At 31.2% G+C, this 12,718-nt stretch carries 9 protein-coding genes; 2 read left to right on the forward strand and 7 right to left on the reverse strand.

Going from position 1 to position 12,718, the window contains the following annotated elements:
• Positions 1-89 precede the first annotated feature (89 nt).
• Positions 90-725, forward strand: a complete 636-nt coding sequence (locus tag CLV86_RS08325) for a thioredoxin family protein (protein WP_121051568.1) — start codon at positions 90-92, stop codon at positions 723-725.
• A gap of 58 nt (positions 726-783) precedes the next feature.
• On the opposite strand, the gene CLV86_RS08330 is transcribed toward CLV86_RS08325, so the two are convergent.
• A complete protein-coding gene (locus CLV86_RS08330) occupies positions 784-2,553 on the reverse strand; it encodes a MutS-related protein (protein ID WP_121051570.1) in 1,770 nt (589 codons plus the stop codon).
• 5 nt (positions 2,554-2,558) lie between these two features.
• Entirely contained in the window at positions 2,559-3,506 is a 948-nt protein-coding gene (locus CLV86_RS08335; RefSeq protein WP_121051572.1) for a M28 family peptidase, read from the reverse strand.
• Positions 3,507-3,712: 206 nt separating this feature from the next.
• Here CLV86_RS08335 and CLV86_RS08340 point away from each other — a divergent pair, with 206 nt between their 5' ends.
• Positions 3,713-4,354 (forward strand): T9SS type A sorting domain-containing protein, encoded by a 642-nt coding sequence (locus CLV86_RS08340; protein WP_121051574.1) that lies wholly within the window; start codon positions 3,713-3,715, stop codon positions 4,352-4,354.
• A 73-nt stretch (positions 4,355-4,427) separates the two neighbouring features.
• Here CLV86_RS08340 and CLV86_RS08345 read toward each other — a convergent pair whose 3' ends face one another.
• From CLV86_RS08345 to CLV86_RS08365, 5 genes are all read right to left on the reverse strand, one after another.
• Entirely contained in the window at positions 4,428-5,174 is a 747-nt protein-coding gene (locus tag CLV86_RS08345; RefSeq protein ID WP_076731423.1) for a succinate dehydrogenase/fumarate reductase iron-sulfur subunit, read from the reverse strand.
• A 12-nt stretch (positions 5,175-5,186) separates the two neighbouring features.
• The gene (locus CLV86_RS08350; RefSeq protein ID WP_076731424.1) at positions 5,187-7,199 is read right to left on the reverse strand and encodes a fumarate reductase/succinate dehydrogenase flavoprotein subunit; all 2,013 of its coding nucleotides are present in this window, start codon (positions 7,197-7,199) and stop codon (positions 5,187-5,189) included.
• Positions 7,200-7,214: 15 nt separating this feature from the next.
• Entirely contained in the window at positions 7,215-7,889 is a 675-nt protein-coding gene (locus tag CLV86_RS08355; RefSeq protein ID WP_076731425.1) for a succinate dehydrogenase cytochrome b subunit, read from the reverse strand.
• A gap of 104 nt (positions 7,890-7,993) precedes the next feature.
• Positions 7,994-9,691, reverse strand: a complete 1,698-nt coding sequence (locus CLV86_RS08360; protein ID WP_121051576.1) for an alpha/beta hydrolase family protein — start codon at positions 9,689-9,691, stop codon at positions 7,994-7,996.
• 84 nt (positions 9,692-9,775) lie between these two features.
• Positions 9,776-12,616: a WD40/YVTN/BNR-like repeat-containing protein gene (locus CLV86_RS08365; protein ID WP_121051959.1), complete on the reverse strand. Its 2,841-nt coding sequence runs from the start codon at positions 12,614-12,616 to the stop codon at positions 9,776-9,778.
• Positions 12,617-12,718: the final 102 nt, after the last annotated feature.

The raw sequence follows: 12,718 nt of genomic DNA on the forward strand, positions 1-12,718 counted from the left end.
ATTATATGTTTATCTGCAGGTGTTTTAACCTCTTGTAAAGATAATAAAGAAGAAAAAGGAGAACATTCTGAAATGAAAACGACAAAAGAATGCGTCCAGAACATGGCGATAGAAAAGGACCTCCACCACATGGTGAAAATGGAGAACGCAAAGGACCTCCGAGAGGTGGTTTACCTGAAGAAACAAGAACTTTAGAGGAAATTGGAGGTTACATGATAGGTGATACTGCCGAAGATTTTTCACTTAAAAATGTAGATGGCTCTATGGTTTCTTTATCAGACTATAAAGATGCTAAAGGATATATAGTTACTTTTACATGTAACGAATGTCCATTTTCTAAATTATACGAAGACCGCTTAATTGCATTAAATAATACGTATGCTCCTAAGGGATATCCTGTAATTGCTATTAATAGTAATAATCCTTCAAATGAAAAAGAAGGCTTTGAAGCGATGCAAAAACGTGCAGAAGAAAAAGGATTTACATTTCCATACTTAGTAGACGAAGGTCAAAAACTATATACTAAATATGGAGCCGTTAGAACACCTAACGTCTTTTTATTAGACCAAGATTTAAAAGTACAATATATTGGTACAATTGATGATAATTCTAAATCTCCAGAAGACGTAAAAGTAAAGTATGTTGAAAACGCAATTGCTGCTTTAGAAAAAGGCGAAAAACCAAATCCTAGCACTACAAAAGCTATTGGTTGCCCAATAAAATAATTTTTTTTACTTAAATATAATTTAATGCAAGAACTATAGTTAGTTCTTGCATTTTATTTTATACTATTTCCATTTTTTTAAGTAGAAAACTAGCATTCATATTTTTACAAATTCCTTTTTTAAAAGTGTAATCAAAATACAATTCGTCATTTATAATTTGTGCATCGAAATAATAGTTTTTAACTTCTTCTAGTTCTTTTTCAATTTCGCATAAACTTAAATCGTGTGTTGCAATAATTCCTGTAGCATTACTTGCTACTAACTTTTCTACAAACCTTCTAGAACCTATAGCTTTGTCTGTACTATTTGTACCTTTTAATATTTCGTCTAAAATAATAAAATAGTTATCTGTTTTAATTGCATCGACAATGTATTTTAGGCGAGTTAATTCACTAAAAAAGTAAGAACTATCATCTGTTAAAGAGTCGCTTGTACGCATACTTGTAATAAGTTTTACTGGTACATAATCACTAGATTTTGCGCAAACTGGTAAACCTACATTTGCCATTACAATATGTAAAGAAACAGTTCTTAAAAATGTGCTTTTTCCTGCCATATTTGCGCCTGTAATAATAAAAAACTGCTCTGTTTTAATATTAAAATTATTGTCTACTCGCTTTTCTGTTTTTAATAATGGATGGCCCAGATCTGTAATATTTGTTTGTTTTCCATCTTCTAAAATTTGAGGATATATATAATGTTTATAATTAAAAGCATAGTTTCCAAAACTATTATAAGCATCAAAAAAAGTTACTACCTGAAACCAATCTTCTACTTTGTCTTTATAGGTTTCTATCCATTTTTCAATTTTATAACTATTTTTTATATCTATTAAAAAATAACCGTTTCCAAATATGGCCGATATTAAATTATTTCTATTATCTAATGCATCCATTGCCTTAGATAAATGGGTTAAAATAGCTGATGCCGTTTTTCCTTCTAATTGGATTCTTTGCTGTTTTTTAATAAGTAATGTTGAAGAAAATGTTGCATTTTCTATAGCATTTAAAAGTTGTGCATATTGTCTAAATGTGTCTCTAATTTTATCTGTATTTGCAGCTAAATCATTAATTTTCTTTAAATACTTTCCTGTTATTGCTAAGCCTATTAACAACCAATAGCCAAAAAATTCTATCGAGATTATTTTTGTTATTCCTAAAACTAAAAGTATTGCCGAAATACCAATAAAAAATAATGGGAGATACTTTATACTTTTAGGTAAAAACGACTTGTGATTATGTAGCCATGAAGTAATTTGATCTGGTTTAGTTTCTACATTTATTAAATTAGCTGTAGCCTGAAATTTTTGTCTCCATTCTGGCTTTAAAGACAATTCTTTTATAGCCTCTTGTCTTTCTTCTATATTTAAAGTATTATTAGCTTTAAGTGCATTTGATAAAGCTAAAGCACCTGTTTTGGTTGCTGTTCTATCTATAAATTGAAAAAAAGAACCACGGCCAAATAAATCTATATCTAATGCATAATTATGCAATGGATCTTGAAATTCTAAACCTTCATTTCTATGAAAAAAATCTCCTGAACCTATTTTAAGCTCTTCTTTATTTATTTCTACTAATGCTTTTTTTAAGTTATACGTTGCTTTTAAATTGCTATGTTTCGATAATAAATATATAAATAGAATTACACCTAACAACGCAACAATAACTGCTATTTGCCAGTTATTAAATGTAAAATAAACACCTACAGCTGTAGATAGAAAAACAAATAACCTTGCTGTACTTAAAAATGTTAATTGCTTATATAATTTAGAAACTTCTTCTTGATAGATTTTAAGTTGCTCTTGATAATATGTAATTGAATCTTGCATTTATTCTATAATTCTAAAGCATCATATTTTATAAAAACCTGAATAATTGTTTCTACTGCATCTTTATAAAATTGTTTATCAATTTTTTCGAAATCATCAGTTGGTTTGTGGTAATCGTCGTGGTCTGCTACACCAAAATAAACAAAAGGAATTTTAGCTTTATGAAAAGCTGCATGATCGCTAGAATTTGTCCAATTATCTTTAGCATCTAAACCTTCGTGGCCAATTACTAAATCTACCATTCCTATATTTTTAAAGTTTTCAATGGCAGGTTTTAAGTGTGGATAATAGCGTGTTCCAACAGCAAATAATTCGTGCCTATCACTTCTACTAATCATATCCATATTTAGGTTTAATACAATATTTCTTTGTTTAATAACATTATCATTTACAAAATGATATGCTCCTTTTAAACCTAATTCTTCGCCATCAAAAGCTGCTAAAATAACATTATGTTTTGGTGGATTATTTTTTAAATATTCTGCAAAAGCAAATAAAGCACTAATACCCGAAGCATTATCGTCTGCACCGTTATAAGTTTCTCCATTCTTTATACCTTCATGATCGTAATGAGCCGATAATACTATATATTTATTATTACTAGCAGTACCTTCTATTAATCCTAATATATTATTTGCATTATATTGTTTACCAGCTGTAAAAGAAAAACTTTGTCTATAACCTGAGTTTAAAGGTTTCACTTTTAATTGAGAAAATCTTTCAATAATATAATCTTCAGCTAATTTAGCACCTTTTGTTCCAGTACGTCTACCTTGATATGCGTTGGAAGATAAAATTTTAACATCCTCTAATAAATCTGAAGTATTAAAACTATAAATTTCAATAGCTTTCTCATTTATCTCTTTAGTTATCGTGTTGTTTTTTTGCGTTTTACAAGCCTGCAAAAACAATGTTATAAAAAGCAAAAAAAGTAAAGGTTTATTATTTTTCATATTCAAATATAACCAAGTTTAATATAGTTTTCTTTATCACAATAACTTATTGTTTCATTCTAAATAAAAAACAATATACTTGTAAGATATTTCATACAAAATTTATCTTCTAAATTAAAAGAAATTTCAAAAAATAAACTTTATTTGCGCCTTAATCAATAATCCTTATAAAATATAAAAAAACTACCCTCTCAATTTTAGCTATATTGCTATGCGCTATAACATTTGCTCAAATTGCTGAAACAGAACCTAACAATTCTAGAGATGCTTCAGGTACATTTACCTTTTCTGCTACGACACCTCAAACTGGAACGGGTGTATTAACTGGTAACGATCCCGATTTCTGGAATTTTCCTGCACAAATATATAATGTATTAGAATTTACTCTAAATATTAATGGTAACTCGCCAAATACAGTGGCTTATTTTAAAACTTACCAATTAGATGGCTCTTTAATAAGTAGTATAGAATCTCCTCTTTCTCAAGGTGCTAATATGTTTTCTGAAAGTGTACAGTCTGATAGGTTATATTCTTTATCATTTGTTAGAAATAATTTAAATGGTAGTGTTGCTTATTCTTTAGAGTTAACGACTGCAACTGTTGATCCTTCTCTTTCTACTAATACATTTGAATTAGAGCCTTCAGATTTTATTTACTACAATACATTAAAGCAAATTACTACGTCTAATAAAATTTCTAATGTTGCTATTTATAATTTATTAGGCCAAAACATATTAAACTCTAATAATTCTAAAATTTCTTTAAACACTTTTAAAACTGGTGTTTATGTTGCTAGGATTCAATCTATAAAAGGTGCAATTTCTACTAGAAAATTTATTGTGAATTAAATAAATAATTATAGTTGTAAAACAAAAAAACCAAGCAAATGCTTGGTTTTTTTGTTTATAAAATGAATAATTTTTATCCTTTTAAAGAAGCTGCTAAATACTCACGATTCATACGTGCAATGTTTTCTAAAGAAATTCCTTTAGGACATTCTACCTCACAAGCACCAGTGTTGGTACAGTTACCAAAACCTTCTTCATCCATTTGTTTTACCATATTTAAAACACGGTCTGTAGCTTCTACTTTACCTTGTGGTAATAATGCAAATTGCGACACCTTAGCTCCTACAAATAACATTGCAGAAGAGTTTTTACAAGAAGCAACGCAAGCACCACAACCAATACATGTAGCAGCTTCGAAAGCCTTATCTGCATCATGTTTGTTTACAGGAATTGCATTTGCATCAATAGTATTACCAGAAGTATTTACAGAAATAAAACCTCCTGCGTGTTGTATTCTATCAAAAGAACTTCTATCTACAATTAAATCTTTTACTACTGGAAATGCTGTTGCTCTAAATGGCTCGATAGTAATTGTATCTCCATCTTTAAACATACGCATGTGTAACTGACAAGTGGTTACACCACGATCTGGACCGTGGGCTTCTCCATTTATATATAAAGAACACATACCGCAAATTCCTTCACGACAATCGTGATCGAAGGCTACTGGCTCTTCGTTATTATTAATTAATTGTTCGTTTAAAACGTCTAACATTTCAAGGAAAGACATATCTGGTGAGATATCGCTGACTTTATAATCAACCATACTCCCTTTATCACTTGCGTTTTTTTGACGCCAAATCTTTAGTGTTAAATTCATCATAGCTATCCTTTATTTGTAACTTCTTTGTTTTAATTCAATATCATTAAACTCTAGTTGCTCTTTGTGTAAAACAGCATCACTAGGCTCTCCTTTATATTCCCAAGCGGCAACGTAAGCAAAGTTTTCGTCATCACGTAAAGCTTCACCTTTTTGCTCTCCATCAAGCTCTACAGAGTCTTCTCTAAAGTGTCCTCCACAAGATTCTTCTCTATTAAGAGCATCTTTAGCAAATAACTCACCAAGTTCTAAGAAATCTGCAACACGTCCAGCTTTCGCTAATTCTTCGTTATATTCTTCATTTGTTCCAGGAACTTTAACTTCTTTCCAAAATTGCTCTCTTAAAGCTTTAATTTCTGAAATAGCTTCTGTTAAACCTTGAACATTTCTAGACATCCCTACTTTGTTCCACATAATTTTTCCTAATCTCTTATGGAAATAATCTACAGAATGTTTTCCTTCGTTAGTTACAAAGAAATTTAGTTTTTCACGAACCTCTTTTTCAGCCTCTTCAAATTCTTTGCTTTCTGTAGAAATTGGTCCTGTACGAATATCATTAGATAAATAATCACCAATAGTATAAGGTAAAACAAAATAACCATCTGCTAAACCTTGCATTAAAGCAGAAGCTCCAAGCCTGTTTGCTCCATGATCTGAGAAATTAGCTTCTCCAATACAGTATAAACCAGGAACGGTTGTCATTAAGTTGTAATCTACCCAAATACCACCCATTGTGTAGTGTACTGCAGGATAAATCATCATTGGTGTATTGTATGGATCTTGATCTACAATCTTCTCATACATTTGGAATAAGTTTCCGTATTTATTTTTAACTACTTCTTGTCCTAATTTAGTAACAAGTGCAGCATCATTTTCGTTTAATCCTTTAACGTGAGCTTGCTCTTTTCCGTAACGTTGAATTGCCGAAGCAAAATCCAAGAAAACAGCTTCACCAGTAGCATTTACACCAAAACCAGCATCGCAACGTTCTTTTGCTGCACGAGAGGCAACATCACGAGGTACTAAGTTACCAAAGGCAGGATAACGACGTTCTAAGTAGTAATCTCTATCTTCTTCTGCTAGATCTTTTGGTTTTAAAGTTCCTGCTTTAATAGCCTCAACATCTTTCATATGTTTTGGTACCCAAATACGTCCATCATTACGTAAAGACTCAGACATTAATGTTAGTTTAGACTGATGGTCTCCAGAAACAGGGATACAAGTTGGGTGAATTTGTGTGTAACATGGATTTGCAAAGTAAGCACCACGTTTGTGAGCTTTCCATGCTGCAGTTACGTTACTTCCCATCGCGTTTGTTGATAAGAAGAATACATTACCATAACCACCGGTTCCTAAAACAACAGCGTGTGCTGAGTGTCTTTCAATTTCACCAGTAATTAGGTTACGTGTTATAATACCACGAGCTTTTCCATCAACTTTTACAACGTCTAACATTTCGTGACGGTTGTACATTTTAATTTTACCACGACCAATTTGACGGTTCATAGCAGAATACGCTCCTAATAATAATTGTTGTCCAGTTTGTCCTGCTGCGTAAAAAGTACGAGATACTAATACTCCTCCAAAAGAACGGTTATCTAATAATCCACCATACTCTCTTGCAAAAGGAACACCTTGAGCAACACATTGGTCAATAATATTTGCAGACACCTCAGCTAAACGGTAAACGTTTGCCTCACGTGAACGATAATCTCCACCTTTTACAGTATCGTAAAATAAACGGTACGTTGAGTCTCCATCACCTTGGTAGTTTTTTGCTGCGTTAATTCCTCCTTGTGCTGCAATAGAGTGCGCACGACGTGGAGAATCTTGAAAGCAAAATGCTTTTACGTTATATCCTAATTCTGCTAAAGTAGCAGCTGCAGAACCTCCTGCTAATCCTGTACCAACAACGATAACATCAATGTTTCTTTTGTTTGCTGGATTTACAAGATCTATCTTATTTTTATAATTAGTCCATTTATCTTTAATTGGACCTTTTGGTACTTTTGAATCTAAAGCCATTTTTAGATGTTTTTTTTAGTGAGTAAAGTGATGAAATAATGCAATAAAAATAAATCCTAATGGAATAATTATTGCATACGCTTTTCCAAAACTTTGTAAACCTTTGCTGTATTTATTATTCATTCCTGTTGATTGGAATGCTGAACTAAACCCATGTAATAAGTGAAGTGCTAAGAAGATAAAAGCAATACAATACAGTACTACTCTCCAAATATCTACAAACTTATGCTGTAGCTCTTCAAAGTATCTAAACTCACCATTAGCAAGTAAACCAGACATATCTCCCTGAATGTACTTTGTGTTAATTTCTGGTAACCAAAAATCGTAAAAGTGAAGACCAATAAATGCTAAAATTGCTAATCCGCTCCAAATCATGTTTCTGCTCATCCAAGATGAATTTGCAGCACCATTGTTTTTTGCATAGCTTACTTGTCTTGCATTTCTGTTTCTTATTTCTAAAACAAATCCCATTATAAAGTGAAAAATTACACCAAAAATTAAAACAGGTTGTAATACATATTGAATTAACCAAAATGTACCCATAAAATGAGAAACTTCGTTAAAAGCATCAGCACTAAATACAGATAGTAAGTTAATTGTAAAATGTTGTAATAAGAAAATCATAAGAAAGAGTGCCGAAAGTGCCATAGCAAACTTTCTTCCTATTGAAGAATTTAAAATTCCGCTCATTATATTTGTAGTTAAAGTATAGTTACCACAAAGATACAACGCAAACGCTTTCGCAACAAATTTTAAAACTTTTTTGTACTATTTAGAATGGGTTTAAGTAATAGCTAATCAATTTCAAAATTAATAGCATTTATCCAGAGCTGATTTGAATCTAAAGTGTTTTCCCAAGTCTTCAATAAAAAGGATTTATTAAAGTTTAAAGTATCATTAAAATGCAATTTATTATTTATATAAACTTTAACTGGATTTTTTAAATCAATCATTTCTGGAGAAATATTAATTGTGAACGCTTTTAAGCATGACGTTTTTATTTCAAATTTATTATTATCGTAATTTGCTATAATTTTTCCAGACTGCCTTGGAAAATCGAAGGCTTTCTTGTTAACATCTACAGCAATTAGACTATCATTTTTACTGTATTTTAACCACTTATTAATTTCAAAATTTAATGTTTTATGCCAACTTTCTTTTTGCTTTAGGGTGTCTAATTTAATATCACTAATCCAATCTATATTACCATTAGCGTTATCGTCTAATTCCCACTCTATTGTTTTAGGAAACGGATTTCTTTTTCGCTTTAATATATCATCAAATAATATTTTGTGTGCTGGTTCAGATTCGTCAAATTCCGGGAACCAATGCGGAAAACCATTATAGCGATAATCTTTATAATCAGCTTTTATGTTAGCCATTAAAACATTTAAACTATCATTGGCATTTGGAGGATAATAATAATCTTGATCTGTAGAAAAATTCACAAAAGATCTAGCTAGTACATTTTGTATAAAAGTACCTCCCGTATAAACTTTTGGTTGTGTATTAAAACCATAAAAACCGGCAAAAGGTGAAGGTTGTTTTACTAAATATGAAAATGAGCCTGTTGCTCCATTAGAATGTCCTGATACGAAGACTTTATTATTATCAATATTTAAAACAGTTTTAATTTGTTTTACAATTTTTGGCACCATAAAGAAACCAGCATCGTTAAGCATCCAATTGAAATTTTTATCTGCTTTTGGAAATACTAAAATTACATTATTTATATCTGCATATTTGGTGTAAAACCTATTAAAATATTTTAGATTACTAACTGTTTCGTATTCTGAAAGCGATGTGCCTCTTACTGCACCATGTAACACAACTAGAACCGAATACTTGTTTTCTGGTTTGTAGTTTTTTGGTAAGTGAATAAAATACGAAGTATTAACCGTATCATTTATTTTAAATGAAATGGAATAGTTTTGTTTTTTCTTAGGCAAATAGTTATTTGAAGTTTTTAAATAATGATATAACTCTTCGGCCTCAAAAGCATTTAAATCTTTACTTTTTTTTTTAATATTGAAAAACTCTTTTTCGTCTTCTTTTAAATTTTCAAAAAACTGTTTTTTATCAATTAAGGCTTTACTATACAAAACCTCCCACCTTTTATCTTGTTTTAAATTTTTATAATCTTCTTCTGCATATTCATCTAAAATATAACTCCATCCAGGATAACCTTCTTCATCCTCATACAAGCCTGCTAAATATTTTAATTCTCTAAAAGCTAAATCAAATTTCTTGTATTTACTAGCTATTAAACTTACATCGTATCTTGAATATTCGTCTATACTATCTGGAAATTTATTAAACGCTTTTTCATAAAGCTGCAATGCCTCTAATTGCTTAATAGAATCTCCTGTGTTAGATAAGCTTAATGCTTTTTCTTGTATTTTTTTATAAGATGTGTTAGCGTTTATATTATCATTTTTACACCCAAAAAATATTAAACAAAAAACGGTTAGAGTAATTGCAATTGGCTTCATAGTTTGTGATTTATATAATTTAAGAGATAAAGTTTTTCTTTTTGTTACACCTTTAAATATTTAAAACAAACAACTTTATAACATCTATTCTATCTCGAAGCCTTTTGTTACACCATCAATTGAAATTATATAATTTCCTTTAGGCAGGTAATATTTTTCATTTTTTGCTTTTACTATATCTATTGCTGTGTTTTCCTTTAATAGTTTTTTGCGTCCTTTTTCGGTTAAAGTAATATCGTACTCAACATAATTAAATCCTTTATTTACATCGACATCTATAGTTTGTAATACTGAGTTTTTATCACTTCTTATTTCTATTATTTTTTTAGATTCTTCATTTGAATAAAACGTTAAGGTAATTGAAGGCTCATAAGGTTGCATCCATTTACTCCAACTGTTTCCCCAACGGCGACTACTTCTGGTTTTTTCTATATTAAAAATAGTTAATGATTGATTTTTTACAGAAGCATTCATCTCTTGCAATGGCTCGACATTTGTTTTATAAATGCTTCTACCATGAGTTCCTAACAACAAGTCGTTAGACTCTTCGTGTAACACAATATCATGCACTGCTACTGCTGGTAAATTTTTAGAAAAGGCTTCCCAATTTTCACCTTTATTAAACGACACGTAAGCACCATTATCTGTACCTAAATACAAGATGTTTTCGTTTTTATAATCTTCACGAATAACGTTTACTGGAGATGTTGGAATATTTGCTGAAATTGACGACCATGTTTGCCCATAATCATCAGATTTATAGACATAACTTGTAAAATCGTCCCAACGGTAACCGTTTAAGGTTAAATAAACACGTTCTTTTTTATGTTTTGATGCCACTACTCTACTTACCCATAAATCTTTTGGTAATCCAGCAGAAATATTAATCCAATTTCCTCCTCCATTTTTAGTAACATGCACTAAACCATCATCACTACCAACATAAATTAATCCAAATTCAAATGGTGATTCGCTAATAGAAGTTAATGTTCCATAAGCTACGTTTCCTTTTTTTCCACCATTAGTTAAATCGTTAGAAATGGCTTTCCAGCTATCGCCTTTATCTAATGATCTCATTAATTTATTACCGCCTAAGTATAATATATCTTGATTATGACGTGATAAATGTATTGGTGTTTGCCAATTAAACCTATAAGGACTTTCGCCTAACTCATGTTTTGGCTGTATGTATTTTTGCTCTCCTGTTTCTCTATTAATTCTATAATAATTTCCAAATTGATAACCTGTATACACAATATTTGCATTACGGTTATCGATTTCTATTTGCATACCATCGCCACCCATAATAGATTCCCAAGGATATTGACCGTTTTGATGCCAAGCTCTATCTTGTGGTGCATTATGAGCACCAACCCAAACACCATTGTCTTGCAAGCCACCATAAACGCGATATGGTTTTTGATTGTCTACATTTATAGCATAAAACTGCCCAACGCTATTAACGTTTAGTTTTTCCCAAGTTTCACCATCATCGTAAGACATGTTTAAACCACCATCGTTACCGTTTATTAAATGTCCAGCTACTTTTGGGTTTACCCATAAAGCTTGATGGTCTGCATGCACGTTTTCTTTACTAATAGATGTAAATGTTTTTCCGCCGTCTTTAGATTTTAAAATAGGAACTCCCATAATATAAATACCGTTTTCATCTTGAGGATCGACTCTAATTTCTCCAAAATAGTAGCCATAAGAATAGTATACATCGTCTAAATAATCGTCGTGGGTTTTCTTCCATGTTTTTCCGCCATCTGTACTCTTGTATACCTCAGCTCCAATTACAGGTGTATTAAACAACATCGAGTTTGCATCTTCAAGATAGTTGGATAAATCAACAGGTTTTACGTTTCCGCTTCGTACCATTTGCTTTACATTTTCAGTGCGATACTTTTCTTGAAAGCCATTCATTTTTAAAAATCCGTTTAACTTTTTATCATCTAAAGCTAAAAAGGTTTCTGTACTCATGGTTTTAAACTCTTCTTTTTTTAGACCACGTGTTTCTTCTTTTTTTCCTTCTTCTTTTCTTCTAAATTGGCTATCGTGAAAAGCATATAAAACATTATCGTTTGATACTGCTAAGCCTATTCTCCCAACGCCATTTCCTGTTGGAAATCCACTTTTTTTAGTTGACATTCTCTGCCAAGTTTCTCCTGCATCTGTACTTTTAAATATTGCAGAATTATTTCCGCTGCCATCAAAACTCCAAGCTTTTCTGTCTCTTGTCCATGATGAAGCATAAAGAGTATTAAAGTTATTTGGTGATTGTTGCACATCTATAATGCCACTATTCTCATCTACAAACAACGTTTGCTGCCATGTTTTACCACCATCTTTTGTTTTATAAATGCCGCGTTCCTGGTTTGATGAATATAAATGACCTGTTACACCAACCACAACTTCATTAACATTATTTGGGTTTATTAAAATACGCCCAATATGGTGAGAATCTGGCAAGCCAACATGTTCCCAAGTCTCACCATTGTTTGTGGATTTTAAAACACCTATTCCAGCGTAAGATGAGCGTGAACTGTTATTTTCTCCTGTACCAACCCAAATGGTTCTAGATTTCCAATCTACTGCAATATCACCAACATTTTGAGTTTGTGCACTATCTAAAATTGGTGTAAAAGACGACCCATTATTTGTTGTATGCCACAATCCTCCAGAGGCATAACCAACATAAAACTCTGAAGTATTATTTGGGTTAACATCTATATCTACAACACGACCACTCATTACGGTTGGTCCTATATTTTTAAAGGCTACATTTTTAACTAATGACGCTTCTGCCATTAACTTCTTTTTCGCAAGAGCTTCTTTTATAGTATTAGAATTTGTTGCTGGCTGTTGCGCTTGTACATTTAGAAAAAAAAGAAAAGCAGAAGTGAAAAGAAATTTAAATTTCATATAAATTGATTTATAAAGTTTCAAGGTAGTCATTCTGTTAAAATTGAGCAAAACCGAAATGCTTTTTAGTAATTAAATGTTATTTTTGACACTCCGACAAGC

It is taken from the genome of Lacinutrix venerupis, assembly GCF_003663945.1.
GTDB lineage: Bacteria > Bacteroidota > Bacteroidia > Flavobacteriales > Flavobacteriaceae > Lacinutrix > Lacinutrix venerupis.

Excerpts from the sequence above, each read along its gene's own strand:
- CLV86_RS08365 (WP_121051959.1), bottom strand. The coding sequence starts at position 12,616 with ATGAAATTTAAATTTCTTTTCACTTCTGCTTTTCTTTTTTTTCTAAAT.
- CLV86_RS08360 (WP_121051576.1), bottom strand. The coding sequence starts at position 9,691 with ATGAAGCCAATTGCAATTACTCTAACCGTTTTTTGTTTAATATTTTTT.
- CLV86_RS08345 (WP_076731423.1), bottom strand. The coding sequence starts at position 5,174 with ATGAATTTAACACTAAAGATTTGGCGTCAAAAAAACGCAAGTGATAAA.
- CLV86_RS08350 (WP_076731424.1), bottom strand. The coding sequence starts at position 7,199 with ATGGCTTTAGATTCAAAAGTACCAAAAGGTCCAATTAAAGATAAATGG.
- CLV86_RS08325 (WP_121051568.1), top strand. The coding sequence starts at position 90 with ATGCGTCCAGAACATGGCGATAGAAAAGGACCTCCACCACATGGTGAA.
- CLV86_RS08330 (WP_121051570.1), bottom strand. The coding sequence starts at position 2,553 with ATGCAAGATTCAATTACATATTATCAAGAGCAACTTAAAATCTATCAA.
- CLV86_RS08355 (WP_076731425.1), bottom strand. The coding sequence starts at position 7,889 with ATGAGCGGAATTTTAAATTCTTCAATAGGAAGAAAGTTTGCTATGGCA.
- CLV86_RS08335 (WP_121051572.1), bottom strand. The coding sequence starts at position 3,506 with ATGAAAAATAATAAACCTTTACTTTTTTTGCTTTTTATAACATTGTTT.